Origin of the sequence: Planctomicrobium aquicomposti (assembly GCF_051466325.1) — a bacterium.
GTDB lineage: Bacteria > Planctomycetota > Planctomycetia > Planctomycetales > Planctomycetaceae > Planctomicrobium.
This window is the reverse complement of record NZ_CP195792.1, coordinates 1,509,165-1,526,467: the sequence shown is the minus strand read 5'-3', so window position 1 is coordinate 1,526,467 and position 17,303 is coordinate 1,509,165. Positions and strand designations below refer to the sequence as shown.

The 17,303-nt window shown below is 58.7% G+C and carries 11 protein-coding genes; 8 read left to right on the top strand and 3 right to left on the bottom strand.

The features are described 5' to 3' along the window. Positions 1–5 precede the first annotated feature (5 nt). On the bottom strand, positions 6–1,280 hold the full coding sequence (locus SH664x_RS05755; protein ID WP_437205810.1) for a glycosyltransferase family 4 protein: 1,275 nt from the start codon (positions 1,278–1,280) through the stop codon (positions 6–8). Between the two features lie 408 nt (positions 1,281–1,688). Here SH664x_RS05755 and nuoH point away from each other — a divergent pair, with 408 nt between their 5' ends. The 8 genes from nuoH to SH664x_RS05715 all read left to right on the top strand — a co-directional run bounded on the left by nuoH (position 1,689) and on the right by SH664x_RS05715 (position 11,424). Then, entirely contained in the window at positions 1,689–2,951 is a 1,263-nt protein-coding gene (gene nuoH / locus SH664x_RS05750) for an NADH-quinone oxidoreductase subunit NuoH (protein ID WP_437205808.1), read from the top strand. After that, a complete protein-coding gene (locus SH664x_RS05745) occupies positions 2,951–3,592 on the top strand; it encodes an NADH-quinone oxidoreductase subunit J family protein (RefSeq protein WP_437205806.1) in 642 nt (213 codons plus the stop codon). Before nuoH ends, SH664x_RS05745 begins: the two co-directional genes overlap by 1 nt. A gap of 64 nt (positions 3,593–3,656) precedes the next feature. Beyond that, on the top strand, positions 3,657–3,968 hold the full coding sequence (gene nuoK, locus SH664x_RS05740; protein ID WP_437205804.1) for an NADH-quinone oxidoreductase subunit NuoK: 312 nt from the start codon (positions 3,657–3,659) through the stop codon (positions 3,966–3,968). A gap of 104 nt (positions 3,969–4,072) precedes the next feature. After that, positions 4,073–6,505 carry an NADH-quinone oxidoreductase subunit L gene (gene nuoL, locus SH664x_RS05735; protein WP_437205803.1) on the top strand — a complete coding sequence of 811 codons (2,433 nt, stop codon included), beginning with the start codon at positions 4,073–4,075 and terminating at the stop codon, positions 6,503–6,505. Positions 6,506–6,593: 88 nt separating this feature from the next. Then, positions 6,594–8,234 (top strand): complex I subunit 4 family protein, encoded by a 1,641-nt coding sequence (locus tag SH664x_RS05730; RefSeq protein ID WP_437205801.1) that lies wholly within the window; start codon positions 6,594–6,596, stop codon positions 8,232–8,234. 88 nt (positions 8,235–8,322) lie between these two features. Then, positions 8,323–10,005: an NADH-quinone oxidoreductase subunit N gene (locus SH664x_RS05725; protein WP_437205799.1), complete on the top strand. Its 1,683-nt coding sequence runs from the start codon at positions 8,323–8,325 to the stop codon at positions 10,003–10,005. A 23-nt stretch (positions 10,006–10,028) separates the two neighbouring features. Beyond that, positions 10,029–10,475, top strand: coding sequence for a hypothetical protein (locus SH664x_RS05720; RefSeq protein ID WP_437205797.1), 447 nt, complete (start codon positions 10,029–10,031; stop codon positions 10,473–10,475). Between the two features lie 91 nt (positions 10,476–10,566). Beyond that, positions 10,567–11,424: an alpha/beta hydrolase gene (locus tag SH664x_RS05715; protein ID WP_437205795.1), complete on the top strand. Its 858-nt coding sequence runs from the start codon at positions 10,567–10,569 to the stop codon at positions 11,422–11,424. A gap of 289 nt (positions 11,425–11,713) precedes the next feature. Here SH664x_RS05715 and SH664x_RS05710 read toward each other — a convergent pair whose 3' ends face one another. Continuing rightward, positions 11,714–13,024 carry a peptidase C45 gene (locus tag SH664x_RS05710; protein ID WP_437205793.1) on the bottom strand — a complete coding sequence of 437 codons (1,311 nt, stop codon included), beginning with the start codon at positions 13,022–13,024 and terminating at the stop codon, positions 11,714–11,716. Positions 13,025–13,291: 267 nt separating this feature from the next. Further along, entirely contained in the window at positions 13,292–17,080 is a 3,789-nt protein-coding gene (locus tag SH664x_RS05705) for a PVC-type heme-binding CxxCH protein (protein WP_437205791.1), read from the bottom strand. Between the last annotated feature and the right edge of the window lie 223 nt (positions 17,081–17,303).

Genomic DNA, 17,303 nt, shown 5'->3' with positions numbered 1-17,303 from the left:
TGAATTCAGGCTGCTCGCGACAGACGCCGACGTTCATCCTGTCCGGCGATCTGTGTCAGGTGATCGATCAGTGCCCCATACACATGGGTGGCATTGAACTGTTCTTCAAACAGTCGCACAGCATTCGCCCGCAGGCGGCTGCGCAGGCCTTCCATTTCTTTCATGCGGATCAGCCAGCGGCTCAGGCCGTCAATGTCTGACGGGTCGCAGGCTTCACCACAGTCGTATTCGCGAAGCAGCGACTCCAGTTCGCCGCGGAGTGTCGTCAGCACCGGCAGGCCGCCGGCCAGGTATTCAATCGGTTTGTTCGGCAGTGACTGGAGAACACCCGGAGCGTAGGCCGCGAAGCCGACATCGCACCGTTCCATGATCCAGGCCAGATCGCGGGAGGTGACCCAGCCGAGATACCGGACATTAGGCAGGTCGCCGATTAACTGCTTCAGTTCCTGTTCGCGGGGGCCGCCGCCACAAATCAGAAACTCGATGTCGTCGTGAGTCAGTCGGAGCAGGCGCCGGGCCGTCTGGGCGATGACCTCCAGCCCCGCGCTTTCCCCCAGTGTGCCGAAGAAACAGCAGCGCAGTGCCCGCCGTCCGGTAATGCCTCGGGCTTCCCAGTTCGCCTGGCATTCCCGCCGGTCGCGCTGGGTGAGGGAGTATTGCTGATAGGCGGAATGCACCACTCGATCCATCGGACAGGCCTGCCGCTGGGCCTTCTGCAGTCCCCAGTCGAGATAATCCCGCGAGACCGCAATCAGCGAGTGAGCCCGCTGGCAAATGCGGCAGGCCTGTTTTTCGTATCCCCAGAGAAGCGGTGCGACGAGTTTTCGAAGTGCGGCAGGGACAGCTGTCAGAAAGACATCGGGCCAGAGATCGCGGATATCGACGACAACCGGGACTTTGGCCTCGGCGGCATAGTCCTGCACCGCTTCCGCAAGCTCGAGCGTCGGCAGCGAGACGAGAATCACATCGGGCCGGGCGACTTCGCGGGCACGTTGACGAAAGCCCGCTGCCACATCCCGCTGGGAGGCAATGCGACGAAATCCCACGTGTCGCTGGTAGGAGCGGCCGGGAATCAATTCGAGACGGTAGCCGGGTTCCACCTGTCGGGACACCGGACCATCCGCGCGTTGTGTCTTGGAGAAATGATTAAACGTGGAGGCCCATTGCGTCGCGTCGATCCCCCGCGCTGCCATCTGTCGGCAGAGCAGTCCGTAGCGGAACAGTCTGACGTCACCGTCAGTCGGCACCGGTTCGGCAGGATGGATCAGCCAGGCACGCATATCGAAGAGAATTCAGTGCTGCAGAGAATTGTGTCAATGAACCAGCCTGTGACAGCAGGCTTCGTTTCCGAAATGGACCCCAATCGGCGCGGACTGTACCGGGATTCTGGAAAACAGGTCAAGATGCACTGGGTTGCCGGCCGAGGAGGCTCGATCGGCCCGCGTTGGCGCAGTGAGCTCGCGAGATGAGAGAGAATGTCCTAAGTGCTCCGGGCCCAAGATTCCCGAACCGATTTTCCCACCTGCGGTAACGGGGATTCGGTCGCTTGAAACCCCCTGACTGTTCTGTCATAACTCTGCGCTGATCTGTGTCGCCTCCTGCGTATCAAGCTGCGGGCAAAACTGTCTGTAGATGACCGTGGGTGGGAATCGTGGACTGGTCGCGAGAAAGCAGACAGGCATCGCTGAATGCAATCTCTGTTATTAGCCTCAATGACCTCCTGGATCAGTCAACGGCTGGGTGATTCACCCAGCTGGCTTCCCTCGTTGATCGTCGCGATTGTGCATACCGCACTCGTGGGCGCCTTCTTCGGACTCCCCGCTCTGGTCTTCATCTGGGCGGAACGGAAAGTGGCGGGACGGATTCAGGACCGTCTCGGTCCAACCCGCGTCGGGGGAAGGTTCGGCTGGCTGCAATCGCTGGCGGACGGAATCAAGCTGATTCAGAAAGAGGATCTGGCGCCGCAGGCGGCGGACCAGTTTCTGTTCCGGATTTCGCCCTACATTGTCGTTGTGGCGGCGTTTGCTGCGTTCATTTTCATCCCGTTCAGTGACGGTTGGGCGTCGGTGGCAGCCGATACCGGCCTGTTTGTGGCGCTTGCGGTGCTCAGCCTGGAAGTGCTGGGGATCGTGCTGGCGGGATATTCCAGCGCATCGAAGTGGTCGCTGTTTGGCGGGATGCGGGAAGCGGCCCAGATGGTCAGCTACGAAGTTCCGCTGGGGCTGACGGCTGTCGTCCCGGTCGTGGTTGCGGGAACGATGAATCTGGGTGAGATCGTCTCAATTCAGTCAGGCTGGTTCACGAACTGGCTTGTCTTTCACAACGTTTTTACGTTTCTGGCCTTCTTTGTGTTCTTCACGGTCACACTGGCCAGCAACAAGCGGGCGCCGTTCGACCTCGCCGAAGCGGAAAGCGAACTGGTCGGTGGCTTCCATACTGAATATTCGGGGATGCGGTGGTCGTTCTTCTTCCTCGCCGAATACGCCGCGATGTTCTTCGTGAGCATGCTGGGGGTGTTGCTCTTTCTGGGTGGCTGGTGGACGGGGATCGCACCGATCGATCAGGCGCTGGTCGCTCTGAATGACACCTCGCCCGCAATGGCGTATCTTTCGCGCGTTATCGGAATGGTGATTCTGCTGAAAAAAGCCTCGCTGCTGGTCTTCGTGCAGATCTGGATCCGGTGGACCCTGCCCCGTCTGCGTATCGATCAGGTGATGACCACCTGCCTGAAATACCTGGTTCCGATCAGCTGCTTCCTGTTTCTGGGAGCAGTGATCTGGCCGCTGGTGCTGGCCAGCACTGTGCAGCGCACCACGCTGTTTGCCTTTTTCGAGCCGACCGGAGAACGGGTTCCAGCCGCCCGGCCTCACGAAGTGATTGCGAAAACTCCCGTCGAAACGCGAGTTGAGACTTCGGCCGAACAGCATGCAGCCCCGCAGGGAGGACATTGATGGAACAGGCAATGTTCATCCTGTACGCCGCGCTCGCCTGTGGGGGGGCTCTGGCAGTCGTGCTGAGCCAGAATGTCGTCCGGATGGCATTCTATCTGGTGATTTCCCTCGGTTCGGTGGCGGCCCTCTTTTTTCTGCTGAACGCGGACTTTGTCGGGGCCACACAGGTGCTGATCTACATCGGTGGCACCGTGGTGCTGCTGATTTTCGGCGTGATGCTCACCTCCAGTGCTCCGTTCCAGTCCATCAAAACGACGCCAGGAGAACTGCTGCAGGGGGGAGCGGTGGGGCTCGCGTTTCTGTTTGTGGTCATGGCGAGCGTCCTGTCTGTGAATTGGCAGGAAATCAACACCCGTCTCGTGGCGGCGGGAAGTCAGCTCCCCGCTGAAACCGGTTACAACCCGGAAGGGGAAGGAAACACCACTCGTCCGATCGGAACCGCGTTGCTGGGACTCCGGTTTGACCGCGATCTGCATCACGCCGCCGCTCACGGACAGTCTCGAAATCCCGATGCCGGCAGCACTGGTTATCTGCTTCCATTCGAAATTGTTTCCGTCCATTTACTGGTCGTGCTGGTGGGGGCTGCGTATCTGGCTCGAGCCAAGCGGCGACCCGCAGCGTCTGGCGACTCAATCACCTGAAGAGAACTGAGCTCAGTTCGTTTTCCATTCAGCCCCGAAATTCCTCGAACGTTTCTCAATCACGATGCATACCGTCCCCTTAAATGCTTATCTGGCCGTTGCAGCAGTGCTGTTCGTCTGCGGCGTGGTGTGCATGGCGACCAAGCGGAATGCAATCGGGGTGTTGATGGGGGTGGAGCTGGTCCTGAACGGGGCAAATGTCAACCTGGTGGCCTTTTCCCGGTATGGGGTGCTTGGGCTCGACGGACAGGTGATGTCGCTGTTCGTCATCGTCCTGGCCGCTGCGGAAGCGGCGGTGGCGCTGGCGATTGCCCTTAACTTTTATAACAACCACCTGACGATCGATGTCGATCAGGCGAATGAATTGAAGAATTGAGTACGACTGGTCATTCTGCTGCAGCGTCGGACCAGATTTGAAGTGACTTCGAGTTCGGAATGACGTATCGATCCAATTGATCCAAAGTTCTCACGCGGCGAGAAATGATGCCTCCCGAACAATTCCTGCATGTCGGCACGACGCTGAAGTGGCTGCTGACAACAGCCTGGCTCCTCCCGCTGTTCGGGTTTGTGGTTGAAGTCTTTGGAGCCCGCTGGAGTTCCCGCACCAGCAAAGCGGCGGCCTATCTGGCGGTCGGTTGTATCGGAACCGGCTTTCTCCTCAGTCTGGCTGCCCTCTGTCTGTGGATTCACGCCGCCGATGTGACCCTGTTCGCCGCGGCGCCCGCTCACCATGCAGCGGGACATTCCGGAGACGGAACTGCCGTCGCGGAGGAACACACGACGGCAGAGCATCACGCAGCAGCCTCCCCGTCGACTCCCAACAATCCTCTCAAAGCGGCCTTCACGGGAACCTATTACCGGCTCGCCAGGTTTGGCCAGCTTGATCTCTCGCTGGACTATTTCATCGACGGTCTGACCGTTGTGATGTTCGCGATGGTGACGCTGATCGCGACCTGCATTCATGTGTTTGCCATCGGCTACATGAGCGAAGAGTTGACCACGAACTATGAAGACCATTCGGTTCATCTGCCCGGCGGCCGTCACTTTCATCGGCCGGGGCGTTTCTACCGCTTCTTCTCGTTTCTGTCGCTGTTCTGCTTCGCCATGCTCGGGCTGGTACTGGCCGGAAATATTTTCCAGGTCTTCATTTTCTGGGAACTGGTGGGGGTCTGCAGTTACCTGCTGATCGGGTTCTACGTCGAACGCCATTCCGCCAGCACAGCTGCCAATAAAGCCTTCATCATGAACCGCGTGGGGGACTTCGGCTTCCTCATCGGGCTCATGATTCTGTGGACGTGGTTTGGCGTCTTCCAGTTTGCCCAGACCGGTCCGGAGACAACCGGGCCGGGGGGACTGTTTCAAATGGTGAGAACCCCGGCCGGTCAACTCGATACCGAAGGGGTCGGCATGGATCGGCTCGTTTATTTTCAGGATGGTGGCCGCCGACTTGAGAATTCGGGTTCCGACCTGAACGCCAGCCGACCGGCATCGATTCCGTACTGGCTGCTGACGGTTGCCGGTCTGGGAATTTTTGCCGGCTGTGTCGGCAAGAGCGCCCAGTTCCCGTTGCAAACCTGGCTCCCCGATGCGATGGAAGGGCCGACGCCCGTCTCGGCACTCGTCCATTCCGCCACCATGGTCGCGGCGGGGGTCTATCTGGTGGGGCGGTTCTACTGCATGTTCACGCCGGATGTACTGCTGGTGATTGCTTATACCGGCTGCATCACGCTATTCATCGGGGCCACGATTGCTCTTGTTGTGACCGACATTAAGAAAGTGCTGGCCTATTCCACGATCAGCCAGCTCGGCTACATGATGCTGGCAATGGGGGTGGGGGGCTGGATGGCAGGACTTTTCCACCTCATCACTCACGCCTTCTTCAAATCGCTGATGTTCCTCTGCTCCGGCAGCGTGATTCATGGCTGCCATCATGAACAGGACATGACCCGCATGGGGGGGCTGGCCCGGAAGATGCCGGTGACCTGCTGGACCATGTTCGTCGGAGTGGTCGCGATTTGCGGACTAGCCGTGCCCCTCATTCCGCTGCCGTGGTTCGGACCGATTGCGTTCTCGGGTTACCACTCCAAAGATTCGATCCTCGCAACGGCTCTGTCGTTCGTCGATCTGAATCCGGCCCACGCCCTGCTGTTTCTGGTACCGCTGGTGACCGCCGGCATTACAGCGTTCTACATGTTCCGCATGTGGTTCATGACCTTTTTTGGGACGCCGAAAGATCACCACGTTCACGACCATGCCCATGAATCGCCCCGAATCATGACGGCTCCCCTGCTGGTGCTGTCGTTCTTCGCCATCTTCATTGGCTCTGCCGGCGAAAATGGTCCTCTCGTCCGGCTGCTCCACACGGCGGAGCCCAGTCACGTCGAAGCGGGACTGACCAGCGGTCTGGGAGTGCTGAGCTTCCCCAGTCGAATCCAGATTCATGATCACCACGTCCTGGCCGGCGCAGCGGCACTGCTGGTGGCGTTTACCGGAACCTTGCTGGCCTATCTGTTCTATGCGACCCGTCAGGTGGATGTGGCCCTGATCGCTCGGCAGTTTCGGGGCACGCACGAGTTTCTGCTCGACAAGTGGCGATTCGACACACTTTACGAGGTCGTCTGGGTCCGGCCGGTCCACGTCATTTCGAGCTGGGTGCAGGCCTTCGACAAATATGTGCTCGATGCCTTTGTCAGCTGGCTGGCCTGGCTGATTGTGGCAATTGCCAAATGGGACCGCGTGTTTGACGAACGAATCGTCGATCGCTTCGTCAATATTCTCGGTGATGCCACGCATTCTCTGGGAGAAACGTTCCGCAAGCTGCAGACCGGGCAGCTGCGTCAGTACATCACGTTCATTGCTGTCAGTGTGGTCGCCCTGTTCCTGATCCTGTTTACCCTGCTGCCTGGGCATTGAGCCTGTCGGCAGGCTGCCCCTGTTCCGGGGTCGACCTGCAGTTCGATTTGTCGGACATTTCCAGAGTTTCTCGAAGCCAATCGCCGCCATGTCCAATCCTACCGTGCTGCTGAGCCTGACGATCTTCCTCCCGACGATCGGCGCCCTGTTTCTGTTCGCCTTTGACAAGAAAGCGGAAGAGGCGATGCGGACCTTCGCGTTCGTAGTCACCGCTGCCACCTTCGTGCTGACGCTGTGGATCTGGGGCCAGTTTGATGCCGCGAACGGGGCCATGCAGATGCTGGTGAGCAAAGCGTGGATCCCGACCTGGAACATCAACTACAAGCTGGGTGTCGACGGGCTCAGCCTGCCGTTGATTCTGCTGACCAGCCTGATCAGCATGCTGGCCATGCTCGCCTCCTGGAGCATCAAAGACAAAGTGCGCGGTTACCTCGTGCTGTTTCTGCTGCTGGAAACCGGCATGCTGGGGGTCTTTCTGGCGCTCGACTTCTTCCTGTTCTACGTTTTCTGGGAAGTCATGCTGTTACCCATGTACTTCCTGATCGGGATCTGGGGTGGTCCCCGTCGGGAATATGCCGCCATCAAGTTCTTTCTGTATACATTGGCCGGCTCGGTTCTGATGCTCATCGCGATTCTGATGTTCTACTTCGACAGTGCTTCATCCGCACTGTCAGGACACCAGAGCATCTTCGACCTGATGACCCTCGCCAAAATTGGTGAGGCGGGTGAGTTCACCCGGACGATGCAAATCATCGCCTTTTGGCTGTTGTTTATCGGCTTCGCGATCAAGCTCCCGTCGTTCCCCGTGCATACGTGGTTGCCCGATGCCCACGTCGAGGCTCCGACACCAATTTCCATGATCCTCGCGGGGGTCCTGCTGAAAATGGGGGGCTATGGGATTGTCCGCATCGCGATGCCACTTTGCCCGTATGGAGCCCAGGTGGCAGGTTATGCACTGGTCGCTCTGGGGGTCTTCAGCATCATCTATGGTGCATTCGCCGCCATGGCGCAGACCGACTTCAAACGGTTGGTCGCGTACAGTTCCGTCAGCCACATGGGCTACGTGCTGGTCGGCCTGGCGGTCTGGAAAATCAACGAAGCCAGTGGCGATACTGTGAACATCAATCACTGGCAGATGGGACTGTCGGGCGCGATGTTCCAGATGCTGGGCCACGGAATTTCCTCTGCCGGAATGTTCTTTATGGTCGGTGTCATTTACGACCGGGTCCATCATCGTGATCTCAATAAATTTGGCGGCCTGATGCAGAAGATGCCGCTCTACAGCGGGCTGGCGGTCGTCCTCTTTTTCGCAGGTCTGGGATTGCCGGGGCTCTGCGGATTTATCGGTGAGGCACTGGTGGTGCTCAGTACATGGAACTTCAGTCCGCTGCTGGCGGTTATCGCTGCTTCCGGTGTGATCCTGACCGCCGGTTACATCCTCTGGACAATTCAGCGGGTCTACCTGGGACCTGAATACAAAGGCCCGCACCCTGAAGATCTGACCGAGATGAATGGTCGCGAGACTTCTGTAGCGGCGACACTTGTGGTGTTTGCGATCCTGCTGGGAATCTTCCCCTATACGATGCTGGGTCTCATGGAAAAAACGGTGGTCAACCTGACGAAATCGATGTCGAGCGGCTATGCCGTACTGCATCGGCCTCCACAGGCGCTGACGTCCCTGCCTGTCGAACAGGAAGGGGAGGTCAGCCGCCCGCTGGCAGGCCCGTGATGCAACCTGTCCTGAGCCGTCGGGCGGGGCAACCCGCTTCCCGTCCCGCCCTTGCCCCAGCGCACTGAAACCGAACCGGCCACTCGCCATGTCCGTTACCACACTCATCGAAGAGTTGACCCAGCACGACCTTCCCCGGTCGCTGCAGATCTTCGTGCCCGAACTCATCCTCAGCGTGGGCCTCGTGGTGCTGCTGTTCGTGCGAATGCTCGATCTGCAAAAGCGACTGCCGACGAACGCTGTCGCGCTGACAGCCAGCCTGCTCGCGTTCCTCGCTGTCTTTGCGCAGTTCATGTATCTGAAGGTCGGACCAGACTCGGCGAATGTTCTAACAGCGCTGTATGAATGTTGCGGCATTACCGAAGCGGGCGTCGGCACCGTCGGCCCTTACTTCACGAACCTGCTTGTGCATGATCAGTTCGCCGTCTTTTTCCGGCTCGGTCTGACGCTGTTCCTTGTATTGCTCATCGCGTTGACGATTCTCAGCGGAATTCCCGATGAAGAAGATGGGCAGGACTTCTACACGCTGCTGCTCGGGGCAACGGTCGGCATGCTTCTGGCAGCTGGCACCAACCACCTGCTGATGCTGTTTCTGTCGATCGAAATGATGAGCGTTCCCAGTTATGTCATGGTCGCTTTCCAGAAGGGACGTCGACAGGCAGGGGAAGCCGCATTGAAATATGTGGTCTACGGGGCCGGTGCGGCCGGGGTGATGCTTTACGGAATCAGCCTGATTTCGGGATTGCTGGGAACAGCCGTCCTGCCAGAGATGGGAGCCCGCGTGGCTGTCGTGCTGGGATCTGGATCGATCGTGCCACCGACCGCTGCGGTCGTGACCCTGATGCTGGGGCTGCTGATGGTCCTTTGCGGACTGGCCTTCAAGTTGTCGCTGGTCCCGTTCCACTTCTGGTGTCCCGATGCCTTCGAAGGAGCGTCGGCCGAAGTCTGTGCGTTTCTGTCCGTGGCCTCTAAAGCGGCCGCTTTTGCGGTGCTCGTCCGGTTTGTTCTGGGATTCGAAGCCGCTTCCGAAGCGACGCGACAGCTCGGAACGATGTTCGGGCTGGCTCTGGGAGTGCTGGCGATCCTGTCGATGACTTATGGAAATCTGGCAGCCTATGCACAGGACAACATCAAGCGGATGCTGGCCTATTCGACAATCGCACATGCCGGCTACATGGCGATGGCAGTGTCGGCCATGCTGATTCTGATGAATGCTCCCGCAGGCAGCCCTGTCCAGCCACTAGCCGACGCCAGTCAGTGCATGGAGGGGCTCATGTACTACCTGGCGGTCTATCTGTTCATGAATCTTTGTGCGTTTGCCTGTGTGGCACTCATCCGCAACGAGACGTTTCGCGAAGACATCAGTGGGTACAACGGCCTGTTCCAGGGAAACACGACCACCAAGGTGCTCTGCATCTGTCTGGCCATCAGCTTTGTCAGTCTCGTAGGCATTCCGCCCTTTGGTGGTGCGTTTGCCAAACTGCTGATCTTTATCTCGGCGTATAAAGCGGGAACCGTCCACTGGTTCCTGTGGGTGGTGCTGGTGGCGGGGGGGCTCAATGCGGTCTTCAGTCTGTTCTATTACCTCCGGGTGCTGAAAGCGATGTTTATCACTCCGCCGGAAGTGGAGCGCCGCCCGCTCGAAATGCCGGGCATGCTGGGAGCTTATGTCGCCCTGATTACAGTGCCGATTGTGGTTCTGGGAGCCACGCCGCTGATGGGTGACCTGACCGCGACTGCCAAATATGTGGCCGATGCTCTGTTTCAGTAACCGTGGCTTAAGATGCACCAATCGTGATGACTGACTCAACCAATTACGATCGACTCAACGACCTGCTGGTTGACATCCATCGCAGCCTGCTCCGTTATGTGGCCGAAGCCTGGACGTGGTCACAGGTCGAGGACCAGGGTCTGGAAGATCTGGTCCATCGACTCGCCGCAGGACAGGAAGACAACGTCCGACGCCTTGCCGAACTGCTGATGAGCCGTCGTCAGCGCATCGATTTCGGCATGTATCCGCTTGCGTTTACCAGCCTGCACTACGTGGCGATCGAATATCTGCTGCAGGAACTGGTCGCCTCCCAGACCGCAATTGTCCGTCAGCTGGAAGATTCACTGATCAGTTTTCAAAGCGATCCGCAGGCGCTGGCGGTGCTGCGTCAGGTGGTGGATTCCGAACGGGCGGCTTTGAACGAGCTGCGCGCGGCCACATCGTCTGCGGTCGGCACCTGGATGAAATAACCCCGCGCGCCATTCTGTTCTTCAACGCCAAGTGGTCCCATCCCCGGAGCACTTCACTGCGAATTTCCTCCCTGAACTTTTGAGAATGACGATGTCGCCTCGACTGTCGGCTCTGCTGGTCCTGCTGTTCATCAGCGTCGGTCGGTATTCGTCTGCTGAGCAGTCTGCTCCCCCTGTGGTTCAGAATGATGTTGAGTACGGACAGACAAATGGCGTGAAGTTGAAGCTCGACCTGCAGCTTCCTCCGGGGCCGGGCCCGTTTCCGGCGTGTCTTCTGGTGCATGGGGGCGGCTTCTCGAAAGGAGACAAAGCGGGCGGAATGAAGAAGCTGTTCAAACCCCTCACCGAAGCGGGTTTTGCGTGCTTCAGCATCAATTACCGTCTGGCTCCAGAACATCGTTGGCCTGCATTTGCGGACGACGTGCAGACGGCGATCCGCTGGTTGAAGAGACACGCGGCCGACTACCGGGTCGATGCGAGCCGGATTGCTCTGATCGGGGATTCTGCAGGAGGATACCTCGTTTCCTATTGCGGGGCGCGACCGCAGACAGACACGGGAGTGGCTGCCGTGGTCTCGTTTTACGGAGCACATGACCGCGAGTTTCAGATCCGGCGGCACAACGTGCTCGAAGAGTCAACGCGGGTTGCATTCGAGGTGAACGAGCTGAATGAAGCCACGTGGGCCAAGTTACGAGAGGTTTCCGCCAATACCTACATCCATCCCGGGATGCCGCCGTACCTGTTGCTGCACGGTGATCGTGATGCCAACGTTCCGCTCGAGCAGTCGCAGCGATTCCAGCAGCAGATGCAGGCGCAGGGGAATCGCTGCGAACTGATCGTCATCCCGGGAGGAGGGCACGGTTTCACCCGCTGGAATGACTCCGAGACGGACTTCATGGGCAGAACTGTCCGTTGGCTGACCGAGGTTCTCGTGACCGCGAAGCGCTAACAGCTTGCTCTCTTCAGTGCCGGCGCACCAGACGTTTCGTCTGATGAAATGCTCACATCCGCGTGGCGGGGCGGGGCCATCGAAAGACAAAATTCTCTCATTGAGCTGTAGCGAGATGTCTCACCCCGGCGCGTAGGCAGGCTGCACGTCTCAACCAGATCTCCACGCACTCTCATCATCAATTTGCCCCGGCATCAGCGGCCGGGGCAATTGACGATGAAGCGGAGCCTGATGAGTTGATCCACTTTGATCGCACCAGGCGTCCCATCAACAGGAAATCGATCCCGCTTTAGTTGGCATCGGTTGAAGCGGGAACTGTTCTCACGGAGTTTGCTTCCCGAGCCAATTCCGACAACAAGGCCAGCGCCTGTTCCGCGGACGAAAGATGAATGGCCTTCATCGACTCTGGCTCGATCCCTTTGTCTCTCCACTGCTGCAGCTGACGTTCAACAAGTTCCAATGTCTTGTCCTCATGGGCCCAGAGGATCGACCAGATTTCCTCAAGGCCATCCGTCCGAATTCCGTCCTGCTTGCGGTCATAGAAACAGCTGCGCAGTTCAACGGCCTTCTGCCCAATTGGTCCTCCCTGTTTCCCCTGCAGTTCGCTGGCGACCATCTTCTGTGCGACCCAGCATGGCACAGCGACAGAGAACTTGGGATCCCCCAGTCCGAGCCACATTGTAGTCAGCAGCGGATCTTCGTCCGGCTTGACTCCCTGAAAGACCACCCACGAGACCGTCGTCGTTCGGCTGATCGTATTGGCGGTCGGCACGAACTCAGGGAGCGATCCACCGCCAGCATTGACTCCACCCGGGCAATCTTCTCCGGCGCAGTCCAGATCGCGCGCACAGTTCCGCAGCAGATACTTCATGTCGATTCCCCCTGACACCACACGATTCACCAGTTCGGTGGCCCGGAGATAGCGATCCGCGGACTTGATTTTTCGGACATCGTCCCGTGTGGGCAGCTGCGGTAAACGCCGGCCTGTGACGGAGAAGTTCGACCGAACGATGTATCCCTGCGGAGCGGTCACCGGATCATTGGCATCGAAACGCGTGTAGTTGTTGTGGCTGGTCTCGAAGATGATCGCCCCACCCTGCGCATCAATCACACCGAAGTTGGCACTGGTACTGCGACCGGTGACGTTGGTCTTTTTCAGCAGCTCCTCGACATCAGCGACCGTCGCACAGGTTTTGAGTGCCGTCAGCATGAAGTCCCCATTCCCGTATCCTTTCACGGTATTGGGATGATCCAGATCAGGGCTCAAAGAGTTCTCAATGCAAAGACCGACGTTGTTGACCCCCATCCAGATCGCAGTGCGGGAGGCGGCGTTGACGAGGCCAATGCAGGGATACTTGCCATCGTTGAAGTAGATGACTTCATTCGCAGTGATATTGAAGTCCCGATTCTTCCAGAGGAGCGGTCTGCCGTCAGCAGTGACTCTGCCACTGAAGATGGCCGTCGTACAGGCCGACACCGGGTTGATCGAGAGACAGACCGAGTACAGCAACACATAAAGGAAAAGGATGCGGTTCCGGCCAATCGAGGGAGATCCCTCCGAACGTGCGGGGCTCGATTTTTCGTAGGGGCAGGGAAGCATTCAGTGACTCCGATCGTCAGGTTTCAGAGGGAGGGTTTGTCAGGGCGAGCAGACAATTCGCGAGGAGAATAGGTGTCTTCGGTCGCGGCGCAGCCAGCGAGTCACCGGCTCCCATGGCACTGGTCCGCACAATGAGAGCGAGAAGCCAACGTCTCCACCTCGCAGCGACACAATGACAATGATTCAACGGCACATTTCCGCACCGCGGAGTTGCATGGTTGGTCGATCGCCTGCCCATTCCGCAAGGATCCCAATGAGCAAGTCGCTCTATTTGGGAAGGGTGAAATGCCGGGCTGCTTGCGACCGGATTGCTTCACTGTCGTGATTCAATAGCTTGCGGACGACACTGACAGGAACCTGGCTGGCGGCGATCGCATGCGTATCGAGAGCATCCAGCAGGTAGACGCGGCCGCCATCCGGCCGGGCCAGTCCGTTCTGCGCAAACGACAGCAGTCCCTTGGGAATGTGCCCATACGCCTTCACGAGCAGCACCGCCGCCTCCGGGTCAGGGACATCCGCCAGTCCACTGACGGCCCCCTGAATCAGATCGTGATTCGTCCCCGGTTTCAGATAGTGCTCGAGGAGGGCACGACTCTCCGCAAACGGGAGCATGGCCACGATCCGCAGTGCATCGTACCGCGTCCCGACTTCAACTTTTTCGTCGTCACACATCACCTTGGCGAGTTCGAGGGTCCGCTGCCAGCGTTCATTCAGCGACTCATCTTCCCCGAGAATCTCCTGAATCCGTCGGGCCGGCCAGACATGCGACAGGCTGATGCCGTTGATAATTCCCCCTCCCACGACCACCGCTTCCCAGTCCCGCAGAGGTTCGCCGGGACCGGGCAAAGCGAATTCCAGAATTGCTTTGATTTCCCCGGCATCGTTCCGTTTGCCTGCGGCAATGGAGACCTGAAACACCTGTGGAATCAGGCGGTATTCATCCTGAGTTCCGATCTGCACCTGTGACATCAACACGGCAGCTTCACGAACAGACGCAAATCGTGCCTCCACCGGCCGACCGGCCACTCCCGGCGCCCCGTCGAGTCGGGTCGCTTTCAGAAAGGCGAGAAGGTTCCGCAGATCTTCGAGACCAAGTTCCCGCGAAAGACCTTCCGGCATCAGCGATTTGCCGGTGTCGATCAGACTTTCAATTTCTGAACGTGGAATGTCTCGCTTCACCCCTTCGGCTTCCTTGAGGGAGATCGAGTTCTCCGATTCCGAAGTCAGAATCCCTGTATACACACGGCCATCTGTCAGCACTGCGGAATAGGTGGCATAACGTCGATCGACCGCGGCGTTCGGATCGAGAATGGACGTGACCAGAAAGTCTTTGGAGCGATCGGTGATTGAATCCAGATCGGGGCCCACATCTCTGCCCAGACCTTCAGCGCGGTGGCAGGCGGCACAATGTTTCGTGAACAGCTCTTTGCCCAATGCAGAATTCCCGTTTGCCAGATCGGCTCTCCGGGCCTCCATCAATTGTGTCGCCACTTCGGTGTTGGATGGCTGAGCGAACAGTCCTTCTGCCCGCCGTCGAATCTCGGCATTGGGACTCGACGTCAATTTCTGCTTTCTGGTCGAGTCAATGAGCGTTCGGGGAATGGACTGGTCTTCCAGCCGCCGCAACAGCTCGACGGTCAGATTCTGATGAGCACAGATTTCGTTCAATGCGAACGCCTGGACGGAAGGGGCTAACCCCCGCAGGCTATCAAACAGCAGAGACTGGGCCTGTTCTGCTTTCATCGAAGCCAGTCCCCTGATCGCCGCTTCCTGCACTCCCTGAGGTTGCTGCGGTTGCAGGCATTCCGCCAAACCTGCGATTCCTCGTGCGGAATCACTGTCCAATGGAAACGCCGCAATCGCGACGATGCGCACGTCAGTTGGCGTAGCGGAGTCGAGAGAGAGTTCAGAACACTGGTTGAGAACGGAATTCCAGAAGGCTGCATCGGCAGGACCAGGCTGCACTTGTCGCCGTTTCCATGTCTGCCGCACCGTGATGGCGAGCTTCAGCCGGCCTGTCGGGTCGGCGGCGCTGGCCGAGTTCAACTGCTGCTCGAGCACAGGCTGCAACACCTCGGGAGGGGCGATCTCGGCCGCAGCCAGAATGACCGGCCTCATGCTTTCCAGAGAAAGCCCCTGCTGCGAGAGGTCCTTGAGTACGGGACCAATGTTCGCAGCGGTCAGACTACTGAGGGCTGCCTGCTGCAGATAGCGGTCTTCTCCGACTGTTTTCAGCAGTTCGGAAAGGATCGGAGTCGTGCCAGGCGAGCGAGCGGCTCCCAGAGAAAAGGCCAGCTGGAGTCGAACCGGGAGATCCTGACTGTGAACAAATCGCCCCCATGCCGCAGCCAGACGAGGGTCCGAGTTGAAGAGGTTTTCGGAGACCCGCAGAGCGTTTCTCACCACTCCGGGATGCTGTTCCGCTTCGAGGACATTCACGATGGTCGTTGCGTCAAGCTGTTTCAACCCTTCCAGCACGCAGAGCGCATGAACTCTTCCCTGAGGCGTTGTCCCCTGCGCAGCCAGTTGCTTCAGGTTCCCTGCAACGCCCTGTGCGTCCCGACGCAACAGTTCCAGATGCGCCTGATCCCGCAACGTTCCATTGGGAGTATCGAGAGTCGCAACCAGTTCGGTATCGGACAATGCGCGAACATTTGGAATCTTGCGGGCTGAGGTGCCGACCGGGAGTACCCGATAAATTCGTCCGCGGGAATCTCCCGCGCGGATGTCGAGATTCGCCTTCACATCCTCGGAAATAAACTTGGGATGCTCGATGACATATCGGTACATATCCACGACATACAGTGCCCCATCCGGACCTGTCCGGACCTGGACGGGACGAAACCAGCTGTCGGCAGAAGCGAGGAATTCACTCGTCTCTTCACCAGGCGCCCGGACAGCTTTGAAGGTTGCGCCTTCCGGGAGTAGCAACCGACGATGGACCAGCTGATTGACCGGCTCGCAGACGAACGCGTTGCCGGAGAATTCTTCGCCTAGCAGCGAATCGCGGTAAATATCGAGCCCGCAGACGGATGTCGGGAATCCGGCTGGACCACTTTTCTCGAACTGCACCAGCTTGCCGCTTGGATACAGTTTGGGATCACTGACAAGATTCACCTCCTGAGGAGGCACCGGCAGGAGGGGACTGCGGGCTGAGGAATACTGTGATGTCGGATAGCTCATCAGCAGGACTTCGTTCGAACAGCCGAACCAGTCCCCCCAGTCGTTGCGGGCGCGGCCCTGCTGTGTTCGTCCCGAAACAGCTTCGACCACTTTCTGATCAGGCCGAAACCGGAAGTCACGATTCCGGGCGTCAACCGGCTTGTTTCCCGGCGTGGAAATCTTGCCACCAAAGATCCCTGCGGCCCCGTACATCCAGTTATCGAGCCCCGGTGAGAGACTGTTCACACGGGCCTGATAGTTGTGTGTCTCAAAGCCGCTGAGAACAACTTCACGGACGTCCGCTCTGCCATCGCCATCCGTGTCTTCGGCATACAGGACATCCGGAGCGCTGCAGATGAGGACGCCATTTTTCCAGGCAGTCACGCCCGTAGGGAAGGGGATTCCTTCCAGAAAGAGAGTCGACCGATCGTAATGCCCATCGCCGTCGGTATCTTCCAGAAACCGCACGACGCCCCCCGGCCCTTCGACCCCGGGAACTCCTTGCGGATAGTCCCGCATTTCGGCGACCCACAGCTTGCCATCCGGACCAAAATCAATGGCCACCGGATCAACGACCAACGGCTCGGCAGCGACCACCTCAACGCGAAAACCGTCGCGTACGCTCATCGCGGCGATCGATTCCTCTGGTGTGAGGGGAGCGGTCCCACCGGTTTTTGATACATCATGTTCCGAAGCTGCCACCTGACGCGGTTGGCTCGCGGATTTCTGATCCTCCGCAGCAGCCGCAGCACCGCAGAAAGCAATTGCAGTCCAGCAGGTCAGGCAGACCAGACAGCGTGCGAGCCCTCCAGCGCGTCCTCCGCTCCTGCCTGGCACCTTGCTCAGAACCGAACGACTGACAAGGTCTTTCAATGATGAAACCGTATTCGACATGAAACGACTGGGTCTTAGAGGAGGAGCGGTATCAGTCGGGAGCGGTCGCTCACCCGATCTCCTCTCATCGTGGCCCCCTCCCCACCGGATCACAATGTTCATTCGCGACATGCCGGTTTCGATTTTGCGACCCTCACTCAGATGTCAGTCGTTCGAGCGCCGAAAGTCTTCCTCTTCCAGCCCCGCAGCAAGGTCTGACAGGGCCCCCCTTGGTTGGGGGGAC